Source organism: Stappia sp. ABD4_338, assembly GCF_056312175.1.
The window spans coordinates 2,359,699-2,384,980 of the sequence record NZ_CM149982.1; the positions used below are offsets into that span (position 1 = coordinate 2,359,699).

A 25,282-nucleotide genomic window follows, 5' to 3' on the forward strand; every position below is an offset into this window, starting at 1 on the left:
CGCGCCGGAACGACACGAAAGCAAAGATGCAAGATACCCCTCCCGGCACGGGGAAACCCTCGGGCCGCAATCGCAAGGCACTGATCGAGAGCCTTCGGGCGGATCACCGTGCTGCCTCCCGCAAAGCCGGTTCGGAGACCTCCCCTCCGTCATCGGCACCGCGCGCTCCCGCCCGCATCAAGGCATACGACTTCTCGCAACTTGCCGAATTCCGCCAGTTGCAGATGCATCGTGCGGCGGCGGACATGATCGGGCTGGAAAACCCGTTTTTTCGCGTTCATGACGGCGCGGGAGGGCCGACAAGCGAGATCGACGGGAAGGTCTACGACAACTTCTCCTCCTACAACTACCTCGGGCTCAACATGCATCCGAGGGTGCGTGCCGCCGCATCGGCGGCACTGGAGCACTACGGGACGAGCGCCACCGCAAGCCGGGTCGTTGCCGGGGAGCGCGCGATACACCGGGACCTCGAACGGGCCCTCGCGGAGTTGCACGGAACCGAGGATTCGGTCGTGATGGTCAGCGGTCATGCAACGAACGTGACTGTCATCGGTCACCTCCTCGGCGAGGATGACCTGATCCTCACGGACACCCTGATCCACAACTCCATCAGTGAAGGCGCGCGGCTTTCCGGGGCGCGCAAGCTTACCTTCCCCCACGGTGATCTCGACGCCCTGGAAGACCTGCTTTCCACGCATCGCCATGCGCACAGGCATGTCCTCATCGTGGTGGAGGGCATCTACAGCATGGACGGGGACTATCCCGACCTGCCGAGGCTTCTCGCGTTGAAAGCCGCGCATGATTGCTGGTTGATGGTGGACGAAGCCCACTCCATCGGCGTCATGGGCCAAACCGGGCGCGGCATCGGCGAGCACTTCGGCATCGATGCCAAGGGCGTCGAGATGTGGATGGGGACCCTTTCGAAGACCATGGCATCCTGCGGCGGTTATATCGCCGGGTCAAAGACGCTGTGCGACTATCTTCGCGCCACGGCGCCGGGCTTCGTGTTTTCCGTCGGCCTCTCGCCCGTCCTTGCCGCCTCGGCGCTTGAAAGCTGCAGGATTCTGCTTGCCGGTGACTGTGATCGTGTCGCGCGCCTCCAGGAGAACGGCAGGACGTTTCGCGATTCCGCCCAGGCGATCGGCCTCGATACCGGCGCCAGTGCCGGGCTGAGTGTCGTTCCCGTCATCGTCGGGGATTCGGTCGGCGCCGTGACCCTGTCGAACAGGCTGCATGATCGTGGCATCCTCGCACTGCCGATCATCTATCCCGCTGTCGGGGAAAAGTCGGCAAGGCTCCGGTTCTTCCTGACCAGCGAGCACTCGCCGGAACAGATTGAACGAGCGGTAACCGCGACAGCGGAAGAGTTTGCGGCACTGAAATCAGGAAGCGGAGGTTTCCGAGCCCTGCTGGACAGCGTCAGTCAGGCCCCGCCCAAGAAGCAAGGCTGAGCGTGAGCGACAGGTCACTCCAAAAGCTCAGATCCCGATCCTGCGCCCGAGCCAGGACAGCCTCTGGCGTACACCCATGGCGACCCTGTGGCCTCTGCTTCCGCGCAATTCCGACAGTCGGGAAAGCAGGATCTCCGGTGGACAGGGCCGTAGCGTGAGCGGGTCGATACAGAAGGGGTAGTCCACATAGGCGGCGTGAACGAGGGTATCGAGATCGGCTCCACCGCTCCTGCGCGCGGGTGAACGCGTCAGGTCCTCGCTCACACCCCAACCGGCATAGAACGGCATCCCGTGGACGGTCACGGGCATGTCACGCAGCAAGGCCTCGAACCCCGCCAGCGAGGAGAAGGTCTCCACCCGGTCAACGGCGTGGAGCGTCTCCAGAATGCCCGCGCCACGCACGATACCGTCCACGAGCCCGGCCATCTCCGCATCCGGAATCGCCCCCTTGCGCAATCCCGCCTCCACGTCGGGGTGCGGCTTGTAGAGGATCCTTGCAGACGGGTTGCGCGCCCGCACGTTGCGCAGCAGCGCAAGATTGACGTTCTCCTCGCCGGTGCAATCGATCTCATCGGAAATCGTCCGCCGCACGCCAGCATCATCGGAGACCTGACCAGGCACGAGGATGAGTTCTCCGGATCCTTCAGGTATCGTGACCTGTTCCCCGGCGGCGAGGTTGTACTTCGTGAGACCGCTGTCGCACAGTCGGCTCCGCAGAGAACGTGCCCGCCGGCGCTCGGAGGGCGACAGATCGCGCCCACGAACAAGCTCCTCGAAGCGGCTCGCACGCGTTGCATCGAAATAGATCCCGAGCGGGTCCACCGCATAGGACGCTCCGCCAACCAGCCCGGCACCCAGCCCGACCGACCTGAGAAACCCGTCCTCGATGCGCCAGAATTCAACGCCCGCGCGTTGCGCGGAGGCTTCGTGCCTAAGGGTCGCCTGGCCCGCCCAGGCAAGCACGCGACCGTTCTCGCGACGGGCGGCCGTGATCGCCTCGTCCGCCTCCTTGCAGAAGGTGACACCTGAGCCCGGCGCGCCAAGCGCTGCGGCAACCGACCTCCGGTTCCAGCCCCGAACGCCATAGGCGAATGCCGGACACTCGCCGAACATCGCGACCCGTCGGTCGAGCGTGTCCAGAACAGCCAGAAGTTCGGACCCCGTCAGTCCGCCCTTGCGACCGTATGGATCCGGCTCGAAATGAACCATGCCGATCAGGCGCTCAAATATGTCGAGCCCGCCGGTGGCCGAAACAGCTTCCCCCAGCGCCTCGACAAGAGGCAGGGCACCTGCCCCAGGCGCCACCTCCAACTCCGCGTCAGCCAACGCTGAGAGTGCCAGTTCGACGGGATCGTTCGAAGCGCACGCCCTGAGACCCGCCGACGGAACGGGAAGCAAGCCAACCCCATTGATCACCGGCATCAGCGGGTCAGGCAAGCGGTGCACCTGAAACTCGAATACCAGAAGAAGCGCAGCGCCGGCCTCATGTGCCCTCGCACTGGCCGCTCGCAGAACATCGGGCTTCACGCGGAGACCCGCGACCATGACGCGGTCCTGCCGGTCATCACCGGGGTGTAATGCCTGTATGGCGCGCGTCAGGCGCTGACGGGAGATTCGCAGGTTCGGATCGCAGACCTCGATGCGAACGGTTCGCTTCGTGTTTTTCCAGCCAGTCACAGAGGCACCCCCAATACCCTGGCCCGGGCAAGGCGGGGCGGCGGCTCGCACAGCCAGGACGGTGCGGGTGTCGCAGGTCGGAGCAGGCGCTTCGTCAGATTTTCAACCGCGATCTCGAGTCCGGCGGGATTGTGGATCGTTCCACGAAACTGGGTCGTGGTCGCAAGAGCGCGCAAGAGCGCCGCCACCAGTTCGGCATCCGGAGGACACGGCTCGTGCCAGAATGTTTCGAGCGGTTGCCTGTCAACGACACCTTCCACATCGAAAACGGCTGGCGCCAGAAGATTTACCGGCGTACCCGCGAGAAGCGCCTCGAAGCCTGCGGTGGAATTCACCGTTACGCAGCCCGCCGCCCTCGCAAGGAGCTCCCCAAGCTCTCCGCCGTCGAGCACGGACACCCGCTCTCCAACGCCAAGGTCCCGGGCCGCTTTCCCGACGTCCACGCGCCAGTTCCGCACGCCATTGTCGAGCGGGTGGGTCTTGACTACCAGTCGGGCTCTTTCGGGGGCGGTGCGAGCAAAGGACGCGATCACGTGCCGAACAGCTTCGGCCATTGTCGCAAAAGGCGAGTGAGACCGGATCTGGTAGTCCCCCTCGACCTGGAGAGGAAACACGAAGAAAGGGTCCTGCTCCCGCAGAATCGTTGCCTGCTCCCGCAAGGCGCGGCGGTGCCTCGCGGACGCGCCGGCAAGGCGCAGGCACCATCTGGCATAGTCGGCGAGCGGATGCTGGGGCGTATGGCGCTCATGACGGGGAAAAAGCGGCCACGTGGCAAGATTGGTGAGATGGTAGGTCACATCCTGCCACGCCTCCAGGGCGAAGGAGCCCGGATAGCGCGGCGAGAGATCCGGGACGTCTGCCCGGCTCGCAATCTCGCGGATCGCTGCGGGATCGTCGGGGAACCGGCTGAGCGTCACCAGCCCGCCCCGCTCATGGGTCATGAAACCGGGCCTGAGAAGCCCGAGTTCGGTGACATGAACCGATATGCCTCGTCCCTCGGCCTCCAGAACCGCTTCGCGGTGGTAGGGACGCGTATCACCATGCACGACGAGGTCACTTACGTCGAAGCGTTCCATGAGGTTCGCGACGTGAGCGCGCCAGTCGCTTCTCCGTCCCCGGTAGGCGGTGGTCCCCTCACCGTGCCAATGAAGCCAGTCGCCACCGCAAAAATTGACCCGCGTTACCCCGTGACCGGCGCTCCGTAGCGTCTTGCCCACCCTGCGGTAAAGCGGCGACAATGGCCCCTGCAGAAAAAGAAAGTGGCGCCGTGCATCCTTGCTCTCATCCGTGCCAGACACGTCGCCACCTCGAGACGGGCGTGCGCTTTTCCATTTCCTCGGAAAAGCTCACCGGAATGCCGAGGGCGCGCGCCCGCTCCTGACGGGGCGCTGGCTGGACGCAGGCTCCCGGCTCGTTGACGCGGCGCTCTTCGATCCGACTTGCGATCTCGCGTGCGGCCGCCTGCTTTCCTTCCCGGGTGTAGAAATTTCCCTGCACCTGGATCGCGTGGGCCATGAGCCTCTGAACAGCGTTCTGCGTCTCGGTATCCGGTGCCTGCGGCTCCCTCCAGAAGAGATCGAGAGGGAGTTGGCAGGTGATGCCGGGCAGGTCGTATACCGCAATGCCGAGGATCTTCACGGGACAGCCCAGACGAACCGCATGCAGGCCTGTCGTGGAGTTCACCATGAGAGCGCCCGCCGTGTGCTGAAGCAACGTGACCAACCGGCCACCATCGACCAGGTAAACGCGGCGCTTTACATCGTACTTTCTTGCGAGTTTTCGCAAGATCCTCCGCCACGGCTCGATGCCCTGGTCCATCGGGTGCACCTTGACCACAAGTCTTGCGGACGCATGCGCGTTCTTCACGAAAGAGGCGATAACCTTCTCCAGCGCATCCGCAAGATGCGAATACTGGGCATTGTAGCGCAACTGATAATCGCTCTGAAGCTGGAGCGGAAAGACGAAATAGGGCGCGCCCGACTCGATGAGATCCGCGATAAGGATGTTCGCGTGCCTGTTGCGCCGCTTCGCCAGAACCAGGCGAGGTATCATCGACAGGTACTCGAAGACCGGATGATAATACTTGTCCTGTTTGAAGCGCGGGAAGAAGACAAAGTCGAAGGCATTGACGATATGAAACAGGACCTCGTGGACAGCCTCAAGCCAGAAGGGATGCGGGTAACGTACCTGCATGGGCACTTCGGGGAGGGCCTTCGCCGCCTCGCGGATCGCCACCGGATCCTCGGGAAACAGTGAGCGCACCGACATCCCCTCGCGCTCGACCGTGATCCAGTCCGGCCTGAGATAACCGTTCTCGTATGAGATCGTTGTCACACCAAGGTCGCGGGCGATCTCCAGTGCCGCAGAGTGGTAGGGGAAGCGGTCCTGATAGTAGACGAGATCGGTTACGTCGTTTTTCTGGAGGAACTCCCGGACAAAAGCGGGCCATGCCTTCAGGCGACCGCGAAACGCCGTGCAACGCCTGTCATGCCAGAGCAGCCAGTCGGAAAGACTGAGATTGACCCTGAGCGTCCGGTGGCCCCGCGCTTCCAGTTCATCGGCGATGACGCGCGGAAAATCCGAGGGAGGCCCCTGAAGGAACAGTATGGTCCTGCGCTCGGCTGACGATTTCATCCGCGTCCCACATTGCCCGGCCAACCGGGCCGTTTCCGGTCCGCCCGTCAACCAGGGGACATCAGTCCGAAAGCGCGTTGACGGTGTTCACATTGCTCAGGAGCGGACCAATGATCTGCAGGAACTTGCCCAGCTCCGCGGTCGGATGGTTGGCGACATAGATGATATCCTTGTCGCGCATCTCGAACGAGCGGGCAAGGAAGAACGCCTCGGCCTCGCGGAGGTTGAGCTTATAGACGACAGGCACCCGGGGGCTGTGAATCCGGTCCACCACATCGCCGCGCAGCTTGCGAACGAGCTCGCGGTCCTCAAAGCGGAAAAGATAGATCCCGCTCGCGTCGGCGAAGAAGTCCTTCAGCCCGCCTACCTGGGCAAGCCCCTCCGCGAGGGTAACGGCTTCGGTCTTGAAGGGCACAAGCTGGGTCGACTGGACAGCGCCGAACGCGGAGAAGGTGCGCGGCTTGTGGGTGACAAGTACGTTGTCGCCGGGCGCAAGCCAGATGTTGTTCTTCGGGAATTCGATCAGATCGACCATGCGCGCCTCGCCAGAGGCGCTGCCGCGTTTCACGGTCACGACGGTTTCATAGGTCGCTTCACGCGAACCGCCCGCCTTGGCCACCGCTTCCAGCAGACGCATCCCGCGCACGGACATGGTGTACTGGCCGGGCTTCATGACATCGCCGACGACGACGACACCGCTGCTCTCGTTGCCCTCGACGGTCACGAGCACCTGCGGCTCAATGGCCTTGCCCTTCAGCCGCTCCTGGATGGCGACACGCAAGCCCTCGACGCTCAGCCCATCGGCACGCACGCGGCCCGCATAGGGCATGAAGATATATCCCGCCTCATCGACGACCGCGGGAATCGATACCTGCTTGCCCTCGGAGGTGGAGAAAAGGCCGTCGGCGGCCGCTTCCCAGATGTTGACCACCAGGCGATCACCGATGCCCAGGCGACTCGAGTGGCCACGCCCCGGAACGGACGCGAACTGACGTGAAAAGAGAGAAGGTCGATACCCTGACACGGCGGCGACAGCCGTCCTGTCGAGGGGAAGCAAAACGTAGTCCGAGCGCACCGAGTCGCCCTCGATGTCTTCCGAAGAGATCGAGATGGCCGAAGGCCCCTGCCCCGGCAAGCCGCCGCAGCCCGCAAGAAAGGCGGACAGGATCACTGGAAGAATTAGGCGCATCAAGAACCCTATCGTGCGCTCACGAGCCTTCTTGCAAAGCCCCGCAAACCGTTTTGCCCTGTTCAGTTATCATCCACCCGACACCCTGTCCAAGAAGGATGATCCCTGCCCCCCTCATCACACGAGCCTGTTGTGATTGCGCAACATTCTTGGCTCCATTGGTTAATCAATTGGAAAGGAACCCTGTCAATTTGCGCAGAGGCGCGTAATTTTTCAGAAAGACGCGACGTAATGCTGACACCGGGATCTCTCCGCCACCGCGCGACTGACCCGGTCAGGCCGGAGCGCTTCACAAGAGCGGGGCGATTCTCGAGAAGAAGGAAACATGTGGATTCGTCATTTTTCGCGTTTCGTGCCATATCGACGCGAGGGGCGGACCAGACAGTTCACACGTGGTCAACCAATCGAAGCTAGAACCGTTGACGGCACTCGTTTTCCGCGAAGTGCCGTGTAGCAGACAGGTGTCGGAACTCGTGCGTATATGCGAGGACATCAGGCAGGAATGCCGGGCGGACGAAATCCGCCGTCTCCCCGCTGCGGCCCGCATCGTACGGCCCGCGCTTGCGGGCGCTTTGCTTTGCGCGGTTTCGCTTGGCGCCTTGAGCATCACCCCGTCTTCGGCGCAGGCCTTCGATCTCTTCGGCTGGTCTCCGTTTTCCTCCGAGACGGAGGAAGATACGACAAGCCAGGTCCCCAATCCCTTTCCCTACACGGTGACACTGCAGGTCTCGGGCGATGACGAGTTGCGTTCCGCGCTTGAAAGCGCATCCGCGCTTGTCTCGGACAAGTCGACGCCGCCCTCGGGCGAGGCAGGCCTGATCGCGCGCGCCAACAACGATCTGGAGCGTCTCGTGGGACGCCTCTACATGTCGGGGTACTACGCGGGCACCGTGGACATTCGCGTCGCCGGCGTGTCACTCGAGGCCGCGCTGCGGATGCCGTCCCTTCCCGGCCCCCGCCCGGTTCCGGTCACGATCACGGTCGATCCAGGCCCCCAGTTCACCTTCGCGGATGTTGCCGTCCAGGGCACTTCGGGCACTGCCGGCGACGCCCTTGGCTCCCCCTCCAGCTACGGTCTGGTATCCGGTGACATCGCGAACTCCGAAAAGGTGCTTCGGGCCGAATCGCAGATCATCTCGCAGCTCAAGTCCGAGTCCTACGCGTTCGCAGCCATCGAACGGCGCGAGATCGTCGCCGACCACAAGACCAACACACTCGATGTGCTCCTCGTGGCCTCGACCGGACCGCGTGCGGTATTCGGTCCCGTCACGGTGTCGGGCGCGGACGTCACGGACCCGGACTTCATCATCTCCCAGGCCCGCCTTCCCGTCGGCGAACCCTATAATCCTCAGCGTGTCGAGGAGGCGCGCAAGCGGCTCAACGAACTGGGCATTTTCTCCTCGGTTCTGATCGTGGAAGGCGAAAAGGCCGGACCTGACGGGGCCCTTCCGATGAAAATCGAAGTGGCGGAGCGCAAGCGCAACGTCATAGGCGCGGGGGCGAACTGGTCGAGTTCGGAAGGCTTTGGCCTTGAAGCCTACTGGCGTCGGCGCAATCTGTTCGGACGCGGTGAACTGCTGACGGTGGAAGGCTCCGTCGGGCGCCTCGGCGATAACAGCCTCGACGATCTCGAGTATGCGGCACGCATCGCCTTCGAAAAGCCTGGCGCCTTCGGCCCGCGCACCACCTTCACGACGAGCCTGTCCGCGCGCCAGGAGATTCCGGATGCCTACCGCAGCCGCAACATAACGGCCGACGCCTTCGTGCGCCGCGAGTTCAGCGACGCGCTTTCCGTTCGCGTTGGCGGCGAAGTGCAGTTCGCGGACGAGGTGGACGTGTTCGGCGCTCGTTCCTACCTGCTGACCGGCGTCATCGGCGAAATCGCCTATGACACACGCGACGACAAACTCAACCCGACAAAGGGCATCAACGCGCTCTTCTCGACCGAGCCCGCCTACGACGCCAAGGGCAACACCTTCATGCTCTTCACCAAGGGCGAGGTGTCAACCTACCAGGCGCTCGACGACGCCCGACGCTTCGTGCTCGCCGGACGACTGGGCGCGGGCAGCATCATCGCTCCCTCCGTACGGTCCGTCCCGGCCGCACGACGCTTTTTCTCGGGTGGCGGCGGCTCCATTCGCGGCTATGCCTATCGCAATGTCGGGCCGCGCCTGAATGGCGAGGTGACCGGTGGACGCAGCTTCGTGCAGGCGTCGGCCGAACTCAGGATGAAGGTCACCGAGGAAATCGGGCTGGTCGGCTTCGTTGACGCCGGCAACAGCTTCGACGCGATGTATCCCGACTTCTCGGAAGGCGTGAAGGTGGGCGTGGGCGCCGGCGTTCGCTACTTCACGCCCGTCGGCCCGTTGCGCCTCGATGTGGCGGTGCCGCTGTCGCCTGAGAAGGACGACCCAAAGTTCGCGGTCTATGTAGGACTGAGTCAGGCCTTTTGAAAAAGAGTCCGAAAGCCTTCTCAATTTGTTGTTCTGTAATGCCTTTTCATATTTCTTAAGAAAATGATTCGATGGTTTCGGCCTCTCGGTCGGTTACGCGGATTTGCGGAGTCACGACAGGGGCTTGCGTCGCAACGTTGAAATTCCGATTCAAATTCAACGACTTCAGGTATCGATTCAGTCTCGCGGGCGCGCGTCATGATTTGGCTTCAACTGTGTTCGACAAGTGACTGATCGCCGATTCAAAATCACCCCGGCCACACCGCGAATGGCAACCGGACAATCAGGATCCCGTCACCGTTGAAAAAGATCTTCCGTCTCTCGCTCGCCATGCTCGGCGTCTTCGTGCGTCTGACGCTGGGTCTGATCGTGGTTCTGGCTCTTGTCGCGCTGGGTGCGCTGGCCGCACTGCAAACGGCTCCCGGCCAGGCCGGGGCGGCACGGTTGATCAACACGCTCGCCTCGGGACCGGACAGCTCCCTGAAGATCAGCGGACTTGAGATTGGCTGGGGCCTGGACGCCCGCATCGCGCGTATCGAGGTTGGCGATGCACAGGGGCTCTATCTCACCCTATCCGGTCTCGCGCTGGACTGGTCGCCCTCGGCGCTGTTCTCGCGCACAATCGCGATCGAACGCGCGAGAATCGAGCAGGTTTACCTTGCCCGCCTTCCAGTCCCCGGCGCCCCCTCGGAAGACAGCGGCGGTGGCGGCCTGCCGTTCCTGCCGCCACTCACGCTCGATCAGGCGGAAATCCCGGAAATCGTGCTCGGCGAAGCTGTCGCCGGAGAAGCGATGCGGCTTTCCGCGCGCGCGGACGCGCGCATCCAGGCCGAGCCTCAGCTCCTGGAAGCCAACCTCGACATTTCGCGGCTCGACGAGGCCGCCAGCGAAATCGGCGCTCACGTCCGCTTCGCTCCGGCTGCCGACACCCTGATGATCGACATCACCGCCACGGAACCTCGCGGTGGCCTTGCGGCGAGGCTTCTTGAGATCGAAGGGCTTCCCGCTCTCGACCTGACGATCAAGGGCGACGGTCCGCTCAACGACTGGGCCGCCGACCTGAGGCTCGCGCTTGATGGTCAGACCGAGATCAGCGGCTCGGCCCGCATGGCGGAAACCGGAGACGGGCGGCGCCTGGACGCGACGCTCGGTGGCGACCTCACCGCACTTGCACCACCTGTCGCGCACGCGTTCCTCATGGGACGCACCGCGGTCGAGACGACCGTGTCGTTCTCCCGTGACTTCGCACCGCGTACGGTCAAGGCCGAAGTCCGCACGGACACTCTTCATGCGACAGGCAATGCCGAGCTAGGAGACGAAACCCTCACGGCAAAGGCGCGTGTCGACCTGTCCGCCGGAAACGGCGCCCTCATCGCGCTGGAGCTTCCCGATCGTCGTGTCACGATCGGAGACAGCTCACTCGAGGCGAATGTTTCCGGCCCGCGGGACTCGCTTGACTGGTCGCTCGCCCTGACGTCCGGATCGACCGACACAACCGAGGTACGTCTGGCAGATCTCGACGTGCTTGCGTCGGGTTCCGGCCTTGACCTTGCCACCGTCGGCAAGGCGCGTCTGCCGGTGCGGCTCAAGCTCGCGGCGCGACGTATCACGCCGCTCATCGAGGGCGCGCAGATGTTCGACGGCCCCTTGTCGTTGACCGCCGATGCCCGGCTCGACCCCGCAGCCGCCGAAGCCCGGATCGAGTCCCTCGCGATTTCACTGGCTCCATTGACGGCAACACTGTCGGGCGACGTCGGAGCGGACGCGCTGGATACACGGATCGGCGTGGAGATCGCCGATCTGTCCGCCTTCGATCCACGTGTCACTGGTGGCCTGAAGATTGACGCGACCGCCAGCGGCGCTCCCGCCTCCCCGGCCATTCAGGCCAGCGTCACGGCGGAGCGGCTGGAGATGGACGGTAAGCCGGTCACGGACGTCGCGCTCGACATCGACGCGACGACAACGCCGGGAGACCTGTCGGCAGACCTTGAACTCTCCGCTTCCGTCGATGGCAATCCTCTCGCGGGAACGATTACACTCGCGCCGGATGGTCCGGGCCTCGCCGGACGGACGCTGAGGATCTCCGTCGGCGACAATCGCATTTCGGGTGACCTCGGCATCGCCGACCTGGCACGCGCGGCGGAAACCCTCAGTGCCGACCTGACCATAAGCGCTCCGGATCTTTCCCAGTTGTCCGCATTGGCGCTGACCGAGCTTGCCGGCAGCCTGAACGGCAAGGCGACGATCAGGCCGGCTCCCGATGGCCTGACGGCCAATGCAACGCTGTCGGGTGAGAACATCGCGGCAGCCGGGGCGCGGATCGCGAGGCTTTCAGCCGATGCACGGGCCGAAAGGCTCCTTTCAGCCCCCGCGATAAACGCAAACGCCACGCTCGAGAACCTTGCCGTCGGCGGGCAGGACATCGTGCGCCTTGTCGCGACCGCACGGACAAACGGCAATGACACGGACATCACCGCGGACGCCCGCCTGGCAAAGGGCGAGAGGGCGGACGGCATTGCACTTGCGGCCAGGGTGTCGCAGATGCCGGATGGCGTCACGGTCAATCTGACCCAGGCAGACGGGCGCTACCAGGGGCTGACAACGTCTCTTGCCGGCCCCGCGACCATTGCCTCGGCAGGCGGCACGACACGGATCGAGGGGCTTGCCCTGAAACTGGGGGACGGCCGGCTCGAGATCACGGGCAGTGCCGGTGAAAGCCTCGACATTTCCGCCCGCGCGACATCGATTCCCCTTTCACTTGCGAATGCTTTCGCCCCCGGCTTCGGCATCGCCGGCCGTGCGGGGGGAACGGCAACCGTCTCGGGCCAGTCCTCCGCTCCCAGGGCATCCTGGTCGTTCCAGTTGACGGATGTCTCCGCAGGGCCACTGGCCCAGAATGGCATCAGTGCGCTTGCCATCGACACCCGTGGCGATTTTTCGGGACAACGGATCACCCAGACAACAAGGATAAGCGGTGGCGAGGGACTGGCGCTGACCGCATCCGGCCCGGTCTCGCTCGAGGGTCGCGGCCGCCTTGATATCAACCTCGACGGAAATGTCCCCCTTGCGGCGGCACGCCAGAAGCTCATTCTCTCGGGCTTCTCCGGAAACGGCGCCCTCGCGGTTTTGGGCAGGGTCGGCGGATCCTTCTCCGCGCCGACCTACGCCATCACCCTCCGCCCCCAGGGCATGTCTCTGACACAGCTCTCGTCCGGTCTCACGCTGCAGGACTTTGCCGGTGCAATTCAGGTCCGGACGGATGGGGTTGCGCTTGACGGCATCAGGGCACGCGTCGCAGCCGGCGGTACGGTCACGGTTGGCGGACGCGTCGGTCTGGATGCGGGAATGCCCGCCGACATCAACGTCGCCCTGGATCAGGTCCGTTACTCGGACGGCAGGATTGTTCAGGCAACGGTCAGCGCGAACCTCGCGTTGAACGGCCCCTTGTCCGATGCGGCACGCGGTGCGCGGATGAGCGGGACGGTCAACATCGCACGCGCCGAGATCACCATTCCAAGCAGCCTCCCCGCCGCCATCGACCCGGTGAGCGTGGTCCACGTGAACGCGCCCGAAGCCGTGCGTAGGCAGGACCAGGCCCTCCAACTCGAGAGCGGATCTAGCTCCGGTGGAGGCGGCAGCAGCCCGATCGCGCTTGATATTCAGGTCAATGCTCCGGGACAGATCTTCGTGCGCGGACGTGGCCTCGACGCCGAGATGGGCGGATCGCTCCGGATTGCCGGAACCACGGCGTCGCCACAGGCCATCGGCGGGTTCTCGATGCGGCGCGGCCTGCTTAATGTCCTGTCCCGGCGGGTGGTTTTCAACAGGGGTGAGGTCTCCTTCTCGGGGTCGCTCGATCCGCGGCTAAACTTCCTTGCCTCGACGCAGGCCTCTGCGGCGACGATCAACATCTCGATCACCGGCCCTGCGCAGAGACCCGATATCGCGTTCACATCCAGTCCCGAGCTTCCCCAGGACGAGGTGCTGGCGCAGTTCCTGTTCGGCCGCTCCATGAGCGAGCTTTCGCCAACACAGATCGCCCAGCTCGGGGCTTCCGTGCTCACCCTGACCGGAGGAAGTGGCAGTGGGCCTCTTGGAGCCTTGCGGTCCTCGCTCGGGCTCGATGCAATCGATATCGATACGAGCGGCCAGGGCGATCCGTCACTCTCGGTCGGCAAGTATATCAACGACCGGATCTATCTCGGAGTGAACCAGGGTACCAGCGGCGATTCGAGCCGGGTCACCGTCGACATCGATGTCACCAAGTCGCTCAAGCTGCGTGGCGAGGTCGGCGCCGATGGCGAGTCGAAGGCCGGCATCTTCTTCGAGCGTGAATTCGGGAAGTAGCAGCAGGCGCGTGAATTCAGCCGCGCCCGGCGACGATCTCGAGGATCTCGGCATGAAGCGGCGCATTCACGGAAATGCCGTTCGCACTCGCATGCTCGCGCGCCGAAAGTCTGCGTGAGCCGGGCAGGCGTGCCCCTTTCTCGCCCGCCAGGCCTTCAAGCAGCGCATCCATGCGTCCGGCAAAGGCGCCACCGGAAATCGGCCCCGGGTCGATCGCCAGGATCGTCTGGCCAAGGTTCGGAGCAGGTCCGTCCGGCGTAAACAGGCTCGACGTCTCGGTGGACAGGCTGGAGCCCACGAGTGCCGCGGACATCACCTCGACCATCAGGGCCAGTGCCGACCCCTTGGCACCGCCAATCGGAATCATGGTCCCGTCCATGGCCATCTCCACGTCGGTGGTCGGATTGCCGTCCGGGTCAAGCGCCCAGCCTTCGGGAATCGTCGAGCGGCCAGCCTTCTGCGCCGCCACGATCTTTCCCTTGGCCACGGTCGAAACGGCAAGGTCAATCACGAGCGGCGGCCTGCCCTCACCGACCGGCGCGGCAAAGGCGATGGGGTTGGTCCCGAACAACGGACGCTTTCCTCCCCAAGGGGCAATGGCCTTGGGTGCATTTCCGTAGACGAAAGCGATCAGCCCCTTCTCCGTCAGCCGCTCGCAATGCGCGCCCGCCTGACCGAAGTGATGGGAATGCCGCACCGCCGCGATGGCAATACCCGTGCGGGCCGCCATTTCGGGAAGCTGTGCAAGAGCGAGATCGAAAGCCGGATAGGCAAATCCGAAATTTGCATCGACCCGCAGAACGGACGGTGTGACGACCTCCGCCGAAGGACGGGCATGACCATCGACCTTTCCGTTCCTAGCGTGGCTGGAATAGGACGGGACCCGAACCAGCCCGTGCCCCGCCTGACCGTCAGCCTCCGCCGCGACCAGCGCCCGCGCGACGCTTTCGGCAACGTATGCATCGGTGTTGCTGGCACGCAGTGCGGCAACAACAAGCGCATGGGCCTCCTCAAGAGACAGAACGAGGTCATTTGACATGGCGGTCTTTTCCGGAGCGAAACGGCGGAGTGCGGCCGTGGGAGGGTGTCCATCGGCGATAGCCGCACGCAAGCCGCAGATCAAGTTCATTCGCGACGGGAGGCCCCAGACGTGACCCGTGGCCCGATGCTCCTGTCGGAGACACCGTTGCGACGGCCCCGCCCACGCGCCTAAGATCAATCATTGCCGACGGGACCTGCGGGACAGCAGGCCTGCAGAATCGATCCACGCAAACTTCTTGTCCGGAAGACCATCTTGGCAAGCCGTGTCCTCCGCCTAATTTCATGATCAGGTTCAGGCTGGTGCCCGTTCATGGTCCCATCCACTTCAGGAGAAGCGAAATGATTACCGACCATCCTCTCCTCAAGCAGGCCTGTTTCATCGGGGGGCTTTGGGCCCATGCCGACGACGGCGCGACCATCGAGGTGACGAACCCCGCGACGGGCGAACGGATCGGAACGGTGCCCCGGTGTGGCCGAACGGAAACCGCGCGTGCCATCGAGGCCGCCTATCTCGCTTTCCAGGAGTGGAAACTGACCACGGCCGAGGAACGTGCGGGCCTGATGCAAGACCTGTGCGATGCAATCATGGACAATCACGACGACCTCGCCAGGATCCTGACCACGGAGATGGGAAAACCGCTGGCGGAGGCCAAGGGCGAAATCGCGCTCGGCGTGAAGTACATCCGTTTCTTCGCCGAACAGGCCAAGCGCATCGACGGCGACATCATCCCCTCCCCCTGGCGTGGCAAGAAGATCCTCGTGACCAAGGAGCCCGTCGGCGTGACGGGGGCCATCACCCCCTGGAACTTCCCCCACTCGATGATCTCACGCAAGTTGGGTGCCGCCCTTGCCGCCGGTTGCACGATGGTGATCAAGCCGGCCAGCCAGACGCCCTATTCCGCGCTCGCCTTCGGCGCGCTCGCCGAGCAGGTCGGCTTCCCGCGCGGTGTCGTCAGCGTCCTGACCGGCAAGGCCTCGGAAATCGCGGCGGAAATGTGTGAGAACCCGCACCTGCGCAAGATCACCTTCACTGGCTCCACCGAGGTCGGCAAGCAACTCGCCTCCCGGGCGACCGCCCACATGAAGAAGATCTCGATGGAACTCGGCGGAAACGCGCCCTTTATCGTGTTCGACGACGCGGATCTGGATGCCGCCGTTGAGGGCGCGATCGCCTCGAAGTTCCGCAACTCCGGCCAGACGTGCGTCTGCGCCAACCGCATCTACGTCCAGGCCGGCGTCCATGATGCCTTCGCGGAGAAACTTGCCGAGGCAATCGGCAAACTGAAAGTCGGAAACGGCCTCGACGAGGGCACGAGCCAGGGACCGCTGATTGACCAGAATGCGGTCGAGAAGGTCGAGGAGCATATCCAGGACGCCGTGTCCAAGGGCGCAAAAATCGTCAGCGGCGGACGGCGACACGCCAACGGCGGCACCTTCTTCGAACCGACCCTTTTGACGGGCGTCACCTCGGAGATGCAGGTGGCGCGGGAGGAGACCTTCGGCCCGCTCGCCCCGCTCTTTCGGTTCGACAGCGAGGACGAAGCCGTCGCGCGGGCCAATGACACCGAGTACGGCCTCGCCTGCTACTTCTATACCCAGGACCTGGGACGGGCCTTCCGTGTCATGGAATCGCTGGAATATGGCCTGGTCGGCGTCAACGAAGGCATCATCACGACGGAAGTCGCCCCCTTCGGCGGCGTCAAGGATTCCGGTGTTGGGAACGAGGGATCGAAGTACGGCGTGGATGACTATCTGAATATCAAGTACGCCTGCGTGGGAGGCCTCGGCCTCTGACGACCATCGCAGGCCCCGTCTCACACCGGACAAAAGATGCTACAGGCATCCGGTAGGCGGAACGCCCGCCCCACTTCGGTCGGAAGCGACCCGGGCGCCCCTACCGCGCCCTCGTCAGCGCAGGACCCACGTCCTCCTCGAGTTGCCGGCAGGCCAGTTCGAGCATGAGGAACAGCTCCCGTGTTCCGCAGCCGGATGCGGTATCCTTGGCCAGGTGAAGGTGCTGCGCGATGCGCTCGGCATCACACTCCTGCAATGGGACTCCGCCGGCTCCAGAAGACATGACCCCTCCGACCTTACCTAACGGCATAAGAATGCCGCTAGGCCGGTTGCAGGAAAATTGTCAGATCCGACAGTGAGCGTTCCTCCGCATGGCAGTTTACCGGACAGGAGGTCCTGCAGGAGGTTTCCGCTTCCTGCTCCAGGCGAGATCAGGCTCGGGCAGACGACGGCCTGATCGGGACCTGGCGAAGCAAGGTGCAACTACCCTTTACGTAAGATGCCAAAAACAAGCACAACCCACCCCACAATTATGCAACTCTTTGTAATTTATTCTCCACCAGCGCATGATTGTCGAGGAAGGAGATCTGTGCAATACATCAGCCTCCCTTGAGACTGCGTGCGAGGTTGATGGTGACGCAGAGCCAGATCGTCGCCTTGCGGCGCGTTATCATCGAACTCACCCATGCAATCGTCATCGCCGAGCGTCATCCCTCTCTGGCAGAGACGAAGAAAATCGCCGAACTTGCGCTCGAACAGGCCAAGCGCGACTACGAAGCCCTGGCACGCGACAGCGATGTCGAAGCGGATACCTGACCGCAGCGACAAGGCATGCATTGTCTGACCCTCCCGGGCGCAAAACTCGAGGCTGCCTCGCCCTGCTCGCCCGAAGAACAGTGAGAGCTTGCAGGGTCACGCAAGGCTCCCCACGAACTTTCCCCCGCCTCTTCCAAGTCGTTACTGGGGGCGAAGCCACCATTCGTGAGTCCGCATATGTAACCTTGACGTTACATTTTCGCCTGTCTATATGTCACCCACAGGTGACACTAGGAGGTGGAAATGAACCCTCTCGCAGCTACTCGCTTTGCGGCGAACCTGATGGTTGCTGCATTCGGAATCGGTCTCCTCGTCATCTATGTGACGCGAGGTGGAATCAGTGCTGACCTCGTTTTGTGGCTTGGTGGCTTTGCCATTCTCGGCGGTGTTACGCAGTTTGCCGCTTCCATCCTCTTTCCGCACAGCATTCAACCCGCATGGGACGAGATGGCGGTCGCATCGCACCGTGGCGCCTATCAGTTCGGATATTGGTGCGCCGTGCTCGCGTTCTGGATGCTTTTCTTTTTGACGCAGTATTTCGAGATGAGCCTGGAGGCGGCGCTGTTTTCGCTTGGCGTCCTGCTTATTTGTGCGCCCTCAATCTGGATGGCAATCGCGACGTTGCGTGAACGGGCGTGACTACCCAACTCGAAGTCCGCTTGAAGGAGCATCGCCTGCAGGCCGAGCTGACACAATCGGAACTGGCGTCGCTGGTCGGGGTTAGCCGGAAAACCATAAACACGGTCGAGAACGGAGTCTTCGTACCATCCACGGTATTGGCGCTGCGCCTGGCAAAGTGTCTGGGCGTGACGGTAGAAGACTTGTTCAAGCTGCCTGAGTGATACCGGCAAGGGACTGCACTCGCCCGATAGCAAGGTATCGACCGTCGTTACCAGGCATTCCTGGATGAAGTCATCGATGACACACAGGATGCGGAGGTGAGGACCTTCCACCAGCGTGACCCTTGCGAGCGGCCCGCGCGATCTGGATCTGTCCAATGGACAGACCGCACGCACACGGCTCGGCAGGACGGAGGCCATGGGCGGACACTGCGCACGCGGACCCGGCGAGCGCGCCCTGTGGAAAAACGTCGTGGCACAAGGCGTTCGAGAACGCGCGGTGAACGAAAACTGTCCAACCCAGCGGGCGAAGTGTCTAACTTCGCTTGACACCAATCACCAAGTGATTGATACGAAACGCCGTGGCCTCGTGGCGGAGTGGTGACGCAGCGGATTGCAAATCCGTGTACCCCGGTTCGATTCCGGGCGAGGCCTCCAAAATCCCTCCTGACACCGACAATCCGGAACACTCGCCCCCTTCGTGCTGGTGGCACGAGGCTTGTAGTGCCTGCGGGAACACCCCGTCAGGGCTTCAAAACGAAGGTTCCCGGCGCATCGCAGATCGCCTCATAGGGCGTGCCATCCCGTCCGAGCGGCGGCGGCGACACCATTTCTCCGGACTTGCCGTCAAGCCAGTCGACGAGTGCCGTCCACCAGGAGCCCTCAAAGAGAGGCGCCTTCTCCACCCAGTTGTCGGCGTCCGTGTACAGGGCTTCCGCCGGAGTGACCGCCATGCGGTACCGCCGCCCCTTGTGACCGGGCTCAGACACTATTCCGGCGTTGTGGCCGCCATTCGTGAGGATAAAGGTGACCTGGGTGTCGGCGACATGGTGGAACTTGTAGACGGACCGCCACGGTGCGACGTGATCCTCTTCCGTGCCGACTGCAAGGATCGGCACACGGATGTCGGACACAGAGATCGGCCGCCCTTCGACGATATAGCGCCCCTCGGCCAGGTCATTGCTCAGGAAGAGTTTTCTCAGATACTCCGAGTGCATCCGGTAGGGAAGCCGGGTTCCGTCCGCATTCCAGGCGAGGAGATCGAACATGGGCATGCGCTTGCCCATGAGATAGTCATGCACGTTGCGTGACCAGATGAGATCCACCGAACGCAGGAGCCGGAAAGCCCCGCCCATCTGTTCGGTGGCCAGAAAACCCTGCTCCCACATCATGTCCTCGAGGAACGAGACCTGACTTTCGCTGATGAACAGCGTCAGTTCGCCCGCCTCGCGAAAGTCCGTCTGCGCGGCCAGGAACGTGAGGGATGCCAGCCGGTCATCGCCGTCGCGCGCCATAGCGGCGGCGGCGATCGACAACATCGTGCCGCCCAGGCAATAGCCGATGGCGTTGATATCCGGCGCCCCGCTGATGGCACAGGCAGCATCTATGGCCGCCATCACTCCGAGCTTGCGATAGTCCTCCATGGACAGATCGCGGTCGGCCTCGTCCGGATTGAGCCATGAGATCATGAAGACCGTGAACCCCTGTTCCGTGAGATGACGGACCATGGAGTTATGCGGCGACAGGTCGAGGATGTAGTACTTCATGATCCAGGCCGGAACGATGAGGATCGGTCTTGCATGAACCTCCTCCGTCTGCGGCGCGTACTGGATCAGTTCGATCAGGCGGTTCCGGAAGACAACCTTTCCAGGCGCGGTGGCCAGCTTCTCTCCCGGCCTGAACTCCGCGAGTTCGGGAGCCGGTGTCTTCGTCGCGAAACGCACGACGTCCTCGGCGAGGTTGCGTGCCCCCCGCAGCAGGTTCGCCCCGCCTTCGGCCATCGTGGCCTGCTGGACTTCCGGATTGGTGAAAGGCGAGTTCGAGGGCGAGAACGTATCGAGGATCTGGCGCGCCACGAAGGTCACTATCTGCTCGTGCTTCGGTGAAACACCCCGGATCCCGGTGGTCGCATTGTGCCACCATTGCTGCTGAAGCAGGAATTGCTGGTACATGAAGTTGAAGGGCCACGTCTGCCAGCTCACGTCCCGGAACCTGTGATCCTGCGGCAGGGGCTCGATGCAGGGATCCTTGGCGCCTTCCGCGAGTTGGCACTGCGCAAAGGCGCCAAGCCGCATCGCCTTGCGCCAGGACTTGTGCAGAAGCTCCGCCTGCTTTCCGGGCGATGTCGCCAGATGTGTCATCCAGTCGGTATAGGCCGCCGCCAGGGCGGAAGGCGCAATCCCCAGCGTCAGATGCGACAATGCCGCGTGGGCGCTCTTGTCGAGAAGCTCGTAGACGTCGAGATCCCCATCCCCGGTAGGCGTCACCTCAACGCCGGACAACGCCCTCTCCCGGGAGCGCGTCCCGGCCTGTCCGGGAGCACGCTCCCTGGCCGCGACACCTGCCGTTTCGCCGTCGCGCTCCGGCTGCCTGCCTTCGGCGGCCTTCCTTCTGATCGACTTCTGGTCCGGCATTACGGCCTCCGTTTCTTCAGTGGTCTCGCCCCACTTCGTCATCGAAGCACACTTTTCGGCAAGGCGCAGTGATCCCGATCAAGTCACCCTCACACGATCACACGGCCATCTCGTGGCGGTATCAACACCCTGTGCCACTCCTGTGTCTTGGCGACGGCGGATCGCAAGGCTACGGTCGGCACGGAAATCAGGGGAGAGATCGGGAATGAAGCATGGCGGCGACCTTGGTGCGGCGATGGCACGTCATGGCGGAATTCTGACCGACTGGCTCGACCTGTCGACCGGCATCAACCCTCATGCCTACCCGGTTCCCGACGATCTCGGCGCTCATGTGTGGACGGCACTGCCCTCGGCCTCGGCCCTTGAACGGCTTCTGAGCGCCGCGCGCGGCGCCTATCAGGTTCCCGCCGAGCTGGATCTGGTTGCGGCTCCGGGCACCCAGTCGCTGATCTCCCTGCTCCCGCGCTTCCTGCCCGACGGCGAGGTCGCAATCATCGGCCCGACCTACGGAAGCCATGCCGATGTCTGGCGGCGGGCGGGCCGTGTCCTGCGCGAGGTCACATCGCCGAACATCGACATCGATCCGACGATCCGCGTTGCCGTCCTCGTCAACCCGAACAATCCCGACGGCCGGCTCGCGGACCCCAAGACCGTCCGCCACCTCGCCTCGACACTGGCCGCCCGTGGCGGCCTGCTGATCGTGGACGAGGCCTTCGCCGACTGCATTCCAGGTGCGAGCGTCCTGCCGCACCTCCAGGGAACACCGGCGCTGGTGCTGCGCTCCTTCGGCAAGTTCTATGGCCTGGCCGGTCTCCGGCTGGGCTTTGCCGCCGCCCCGCCACGGCTTGCGAATACCTTGACGCTGGCGCTGGAAAGCTGGGCCGTTTCGGGACCGGCACTCGCCATTGGCGCGCGTGCCCTGGAAGACACCGAATGGCAGCGTGCCATGCAGGCCAGGCTTGCGGACGAGGCGGCGGAGATGACCGTTTCGCTGCAGATGCGCGGTCTCGGCATCTTTGGCGGAACACCACTGTTCCTGCTTGCCGGAACCCGCGACGCCGCACGAGTCCAGGAGGCTCTCGCCCGGCAGCGGATATGGACACGCATCTTCGACTACGCTCCGTCGTGGATCCGCCTCGGGCTGCCCGGCGGCGCCGACGGGCGTGCCCGGCTCGAACACGCGCTGGACCATGCCATGACGGAGACCTGAGATGCTGCTCTTCTCCGACGTCGCCCTGCTGCTCGTCCTTGCGCTTCTGCTTGACGCCCTTGTCGGAGATCCCCCCGCCCTGTGGCGGCGGGTTCCGCACCCCGTGATGATCTTCGGCAAGATCATCGAGATCGCCGATCAGGACTTCAACACGCCGGACCTTTCCGACCGCCAGCGCAAGGTCTATGGCGCCGTGTTCCTGGTCTCGCTCGTGGCCTGTGCCCTGATCGCCGGGGCGCTGCTCGAGGTCATCCTGAGCGGCATTCCCTACGGACAGGCCGGCGTGGTGGTGATCGCGGCGGTCTTCATCGCCCAACGCAGCCTCCACGATCACGTTGCTGCGGTGCGGGACGGGCTGGTCAATGAAGGGCTGGCCGGAGGGCGAAAGGCGGTTTCAATGATCGTGGGCCGGGATCCCCAGAGCCTGGACGAAGCCGGCGTCTCCCGCGCGGCCATCGAGTCCTGCGCGGAGAACTACGCCGATGGTGTCGTGGCGCCGGCATTCTGGTTCCTGCTGCTCGGCCTGCCCGGGCTCATCGCCTACAAGGCGGTCAACACGGCGGACTCCATGATCGGGCACAAGAGCGAACGTCATCGACATTTCGGATGGGCGGCGGCACGCTTCGACGATCTCGTGAACCTTCCCGCCTCACGCCTTGCCGGCCTGACCATCGTCCTCGCGGCACCGTTTCTGGGAAAGAACCCCTCCGCCGTCTTCGACGTCATGCTGAGGGATGCCGGACGTCATCGTTCGCCGAACGCCGGCTGGCCGGAAGCGGCCATGGCGGCGGTGCTTGGCCTGGCACTCGCCGGCCCGCGCCAATATCCCGGCTACACGGTCGACGACCCCTTCATGAACGAAAGCGGACGCCGCGAAGCGACCGCGACGGACATAGACCGCGCGCTCAAGGTGCTTGTCGCGGCGTGCGGCGTTCAAGCCGCCGCAGTCCTGGCAATCGCCCTCGTCTCTGCCCTGACCTGAGAGGCCCCATGCTTCCCTTCGCCCCCTCCGCCGAGCGGAACAAGGATCCGATCCTGCATGCTCTTCGCCCGTGGCTGGAGACCCGTGCCCGCGTTATCGAGATCGGCAGCGGCACGGGCCAGCACGCGGTGCATTTCACCGCCGCCCTGCCCCATCTCGTCTGGCAGTGCAGCGAACTCCCGGAAGCGGTTGAAGGACTGGCGGCACGCATCGCCCAGGAAGGCTCAGACCGGACGCCGCCCCCGCTTGCGCTGGACGTCGCCCGTTCGCCCTGGCCGGTTCCCGCGCACGCTTCGCCCGATGCCTTTGACGTCGCCTTCACATCCAACACACTGCACATCATGTCGTTCGATCATGTGCAGCACTTCTTCATCCGCGTTGGCGAACTTCTGAAGAAGGGCGGATTTCTGTGCGTCTACGGGCCGATGAAATACGGCGGCGCATTCACCACGCCCAGCAACGCCGATTTCGACGCTCAGCTTCGCGCACGCGATCCGCTCAGCGGGATCCGCGATTTCGAGGCGCTCGACGGTCTCGCGCTCGCGCAGGGCCTTGAGCTCCGCGACGACCTCGACATGCCCGCGAACAACAGGCTGCTGATCTGGGAGCGGACGACCTGAGCGGTCGTCGGCCTCAGCCTGCAACAGCCAGGATCGCGTCGATGTCCAGGGACGCTTCAAGGTGCGCCGCGAGCCGGTCGAGCGTTGCATCGACCTCCGCTTCATAGGCAAGCCCGCTGGCCCCGCCGAGATCCTTCAGGAAGGCCGCCCGGAAACCGTCATGCGCGAAGAGCCCGTGAACATAGGTGCCCATGATCCGGCCGTTCGCGGACACCGCACCGTCCGGATGGCGTGCGGCCGTTCCCTCGGCGATTTCGGAAAAGGCGCTTTTGCAATCGGGGCCGACCGTGCGCCCCACGTGGATCTCGTAGCCGGAGAGGGGCACACCGCTGCGGACATGGGCGCCTGAAACCTCGACCACCCTCTTGTCCATCGTCAGCACGGTCTCAACGTCCAGCAGCCCAAGCCCTTCCACCGAGCCGGCCGGTCCCTCGATACCATCCGGGTCGGCGATGACGCGACCAAGCATCTGGTAGCCGCCGCAAACGCCGAGCACCCGGCCGCCACGCCGGACATGTGCGGCAAGGTCGATGTCCCAACCCTGCGCCCTGAAAAATGCCAGATCGCCGATCGTCGATTTGCTTCCCGGCAGCAGGACCAGATCCGCATCCCCCGGCAGCGGCTCGCCGGGACGCACGAGTTCGAGCGTCACATCCGCTTCCATCCGCAGCGGATCGAGATCATCGAAATTCGCGATACGGCTGATGACCGGCACCGCCACCTTGACCGCCCCGCCGCTCCTTCCATCCTCCAGGCCCAGCGCATCCTCGGCAGGAAGGTGGCGCGCGGCGTCGAACCACGGGACGACGCCAAGCGACCGCCATCCGGTGCGCGCCGAAATCTCCCGCAGCCCCTCGTCGAAGAGGGAAACATCCCCACGAAACCGGTTGACCAGAAACGCCCGTATTCGCCGTCGCTCGTTCTCGGGAAGAATCGTGTGCGTGCCGACCAGCGACGCGATCACGCCACCCCGGTCGATGTCCCCGCACAGGGCCACCGGAATGTCTGCCGCCTCGGCGAAGCCCATGTTGGCAATGTCACCCGCACGCAGGTTGATCTCGGCGGGACTGCCCGCTCCCTCCACGAGAACGAGATCGGCGTCCCGCCCGGTGATCGCGAAACTCTCCAGGACCTTCGGCAGGAGTTCCGCCTTGCGGCTTCCGTACTCGCGCGCCCGCATGGTCCCCGCGCGGCGGCCCTGAACGATCACCTGCGCACCGACGTCCGTCTCCGGCTTCAGCAGAACCGGGTTCATGTGCACCGAAAGCGGAACGCGCGCGCCCATCGCCTGCAACGCCTGAGCGCGGCCGATCTCGCCCCCGTCGGCGGTGACGGCCGCGTTGTTCGACATGTTCTGGGGCTTGAACGGCCTGACGACCATCTCGCGGTTGGCAAATAGCCGGCAAAGGCCCGCAACGATCAGGCTCTTGCCGACGTTGGACCCGGTCCCCTGGATCATCAGCGCCGGCGGGCGTCCTGCCACGGTCACAGCTCGTCCTCCTCGCGCGGCGCGCCATAGGGACGGAACTCGTCCGGCACGGGAAGAGAGGCCAGATGCAGCTCAAGCGCCAGACGAATGCTCGGACGCACGGCGAAAAGGATCGATCCGATCACGAACAGCCACGTTCCCGCATACTGAAGGCTGTCATAGAAAAAGAGGACGCTCCCGATGATGAATGTGAGCGCGGCCAGAAACTCCACCACAGTTCGAAACAGCTCGTAGCGGCGGACCAGTTCCTCATGCGAGGGGGTAACCCGCCGCAGCCGCGCATCGAACGGTTTCATGCCAATGCTCTCAGTCCATCTCTCCGAATA

Annotated in this window: 20 protein-coding genes and 1 tRNA gene; 12 read left to right on the forward strand and 9 right to left on the reverse strand. The window is 63.9% G+C overall.

Features of this window, described 5'->3' with window-relative positions:
- Positions 1 to 26: 26 nt before the first annotated feature.
- Complete coding sequence (locus ACYX4S_RS10690; RefSeq protein ID WP_476360147.1) at positions 27 to 1,451, forward strand: aminotransferase class I/II-fold pyridoxal phosphate-dependent enzyme; 1,425 nt, start codon at positions 27 to 29, stop codon at positions 1,449 to 1,451.
- Positions 1,452 to 1,478: 27 nt separating this feature from the next.
- On the opposite strand, the gene ACYX4S_RS10695 is transcribed toward ACYX4S_RS10690, so the two are convergent.
- Positions 1,479 to 2,756: a capsular polysaccharide export protein, LipB/KpsS family gene (locus tag ACYX4S_RS10695; RefSeq protein ID WP_476360148.1), complete on the reverse strand. Its 1,278-nt coding sequence runs from the start codon at positions 2,754 to 2,756 to the stop codon at positions 1,479 to 1,481.
- A gap of 135 nt (positions 2,757 to 2,891) precedes the next feature.
- Between ACYX4S_RS10695 and ACYX4S_RS10700 the strand changes: the two genes are divergently transcribed.
- On the forward strand, positions 2,892 to 3,029 hold the full coding sequence (locus ACYX4S_RS10700; protein ID WP_476360149.1) for a hypothetical protein: 138 nt from the start codon (positions 2,892 to 2,894) through the stop codon (positions 3,027 to 3,029).
- Positions 3,030 to 3,124: 95 nt separating this feature from the next.
- On the opposite strand, the gene ACYX4S_RS10705 is transcribed toward ACYX4S_RS10700, so the two are convergent.
- The 3 genes from ACYX4S_RS10705 to ACYX4S_RS10715 form a co-directional block, all read right to left on the reverse strand.
- The gene (locus tag ACYX4S_RS10705; RefSeq protein ID WP_476360150.1) at positions 3,125 to 4,204 is read right to left on the reverse strand and encodes a capsular polysaccharide export protein, LipB/KpsS family; all 1,080 of its coding nucleotides are present in this window, start codon (positions 4,202 to 4,204) and stop codon (positions 3,125 to 3,127) included.
- 205 nt (positions 4,205 to 4,409) lie between these two features.
- Entirely contained in the window at positions 4,410 to 5,762 is a 1,353-nt protein-coding gene (locus tag ACYX4S_RS10710; RefSeq protein WP_476360151.1) for a capsule biosynthesis protein, read from the reverse strand.
- A 61-nt stretch (positions 5,763 to 5,823) separates the two neighbouring features.
- A complete protein-coding gene (locus tag ACYX4S_RS10715; protein WP_476360152.1) occupies positions 5,824 to 6,951 on the reverse strand; it encodes a polysaccharide biosynthesis/export family protein in 1,128 nt (375 codons plus the stop codon).
- 599 nt (positions 6,952 to 7,550) lie between these two features.
- On the opposite strand from ACYX4S_RS10715, the gene ACYX4S_RS10720 reads away from it, so the two are divergent.
- Positions 7,551 to 9,404 carry an autotransporter assembly complex protein TamA gene (locus ACYX4S_RS10720; RefSeq protein WP_476360153.1) on the forward strand — a complete coding sequence of 618 codons (1,854 nt, stop codon included), beginning with the start codon at positions 7,551 to 7,553 and terminating at the stop codon, positions 9,402 to 9,404.
- Positions 9,405 to 9,704: 300 nt separating this feature from the next.
- Positions 9,705 to 13,751 carry a translocation/assembly module TamB domain-containing protein gene (locus tag ACYX4S_RS10725; RefSeq protein ID WP_476360154.1) on the forward strand — a complete coding sequence of 1,349 codons (4,047 nt, stop codon included), beginning with the start codon at positions 9,705 to 9,707 and terminating at the stop codon, positions 13,749 to 13,751.
- 16 nt (positions 13,752 to 13,767) lie between these two features.
- Here ACYX4S_RS10725 and ACYX4S_RS10730 read toward each other — a convergent pair whose 3' ends face one another.
- A complete protein-coding gene (locus tag ACYX4S_RS10730; RefSeq protein WP_476360155.1) occupies positions 13,768 to 14,790 on the reverse strand; it encodes an Ldh family oxidoreductase in 1,023 nt (340 codons plus the stop codon).
- Positions 14,791 to 15,131: 341 nt separating this feature from the next.
- Here ACYX4S_RS10730 and ACYX4S_RS10735 point away from each other — a divergent pair, with 341 nt between their 5' ends.
- Complete coding sequence (locus tag ACYX4S_RS10735; protein WP_476360156.1) at positions 15,132 to 16,586, forward strand: NAD-dependent succinate-semialdehyde dehydrogenase; 1,455 nt, start codon at positions 15,132 to 15,134, stop codon at positions 16,584 to 16,586.
- Positions 16,587 to 16,686: 100 nt separating this feature from the next.
- Here the strand turns inward: ACYX4S_RS10735 and ACYX4S_RS10740 are convergent, their stop codons facing one another.
- Positions 16,687 to 16,869 (reverse strand): hypothetical protein, encoded by a 183-nt coding sequence (locus ACYX4S_RS10740; RefSeq protein WP_422068472.1) that lies wholly within the window; start codon positions 16,867 to 16,869, stop codon positions 16,687 to 16,689.
- Between the two features lie 347 nt (positions 16,870 to 17,216).
- On the opposite strand from ACYX4S_RS10740, the gene ACYX4S_RS10745 reads away from it, so the two are divergent.
- The 4 genes from ACYX4S_RS10745 to ACYX4S_RS10760 all read left to right on the forward strand — a co-directional run bounded on the left by ACYX4S_RS10745 (position 17,217) and on the right by ACYX4S_RS10760 (position 18,679).
- Entirely contained in the window at positions 17,217 to 17,402 is a 186-nt protein-coding gene (locus ACYX4S_RS10745; protein WP_476360157.1) for a hypothetical protein, read from the forward strand.
- 243 nt (positions 17,403 to 17,645) lie between these two features.
- Entirely contained in the window at positions 17,646 to 18,041 is a 396-nt protein-coding gene (locus tag ACYX4S_RS10750) for a hypothetical protein (protein WP_293721054.1), read from the forward strand.
- Positions 18,038 to 18,244, forward strand: a complete 207-nt coding sequence (locus tag ACYX4S_RS10755) for a helix-turn-helix transcriptional regulator (protein WP_476360158.1) — start codon at positions 18,038 to 18,040, stop codon at positions 18,242 to 18,244. Before ACYX4S_RS10750 ends, ACYX4S_RS10755 begins: the two co-directional genes overlap by 4 nt.
- Before the next feature lie 361 nt (positions 18,245 to 18,605).
- Positions 18,606 to 18,679: transfer RNA gene (locus ACYX4S_RS10760), tRNA-Cys, on the forward strand.
- An 86-nt stretch (positions 18,680 to 18,765) separates the two neighbouring features.
- Here the strand turns inward: ACYX4S_RS10760 and ACYX4S_RS10765 are convergent.
- On the reverse strand, positions 18,766 to 20,655 hold the full coding sequence (locus tag ACYX4S_RS10765) for a PHA/PHB synthase family protein (protein WP_476360159.1): 1,890 nt from the start codon (positions 20,653 to 20,655) through the stop codon (positions 18,766 to 18,768).
- Positions 20,656 to 20,860: 205 nt separating this feature from the next.
- Between ACYX4S_RS10765 and cobD the strand changes: the two genes are divergently transcribed.
- From cobD to ACYX4S_RS10780, 3 genes are read left to right on the forward strand one after another with little or no spacing between them, the layout of a single operon-like run.
- Entirely contained in the window at positions 20,861 to 21,865 is a 1,005-nt protein-coding gene (gene cobD, locus ACYX4S_RS10770) for a threonine-phosphate decarboxylase CobD (RefSeq protein ID WP_476360160.1), read from the forward strand.
- 1 nt (position 21,866) lies between these two features.
- The gene (gene cbiB, locus ACYX4S_RS10775; protein WP_476360161.1) at positions 21,867 to 22,847 is read left to right on the forward strand and encodes an adenosylcobinamide-phosphate synthase CbiB; all 981 of its coding nucleotides are present in this window, start codon (positions 21,867 to 21,869) and stop codon (positions 22,845 to 22,847) included.
- Between the two features lie 8 nt (positions 22,848 to 22,855).
- A complete protein-coding gene (locus ACYX4S_RS10780) occupies positions 22,856 to 23,467 on the forward strand; it encodes a DUF938 domain-containing protein (protein WP_476360162.1) in 612 nt (203 codons plus the stop codon).
- A 13-nt stretch (positions 23,468 to 23,480) separates the two neighbouring features.
- Here the strand turns inward: ACYX4S_RS10780 and ACYX4S_RS10785 are convergent, their stop codons facing one another.
- Both ACYX4S_RS10785 and ACYX4S_RS10790 read right to left on the reverse strand, forming a co-directional pair.
- Entirely contained in the window at positions 23,481 to 24,926 is a 1,446-nt protein-coding gene (locus ACYX4S_RS10785; protein WP_476362855.1) for a cobyric acid synthase, read from the reverse strand.
- Between the two features lie 26 nt (positions 24,927 to 24,952).
- The gene (locus ACYX4S_RS10790) at positions 24,953 to 25,252 is read right to left on the reverse strand and encodes a YrhK family protein (protein WP_293721048.1); all 300 of its coding nucleotides are present in this window, start codon (positions 25,250 to 25,252) and stop codon (positions 24,953 to 24,955) included.
- Positions 25,253 to 25,282: the final 30 nt, after the last annotated feature.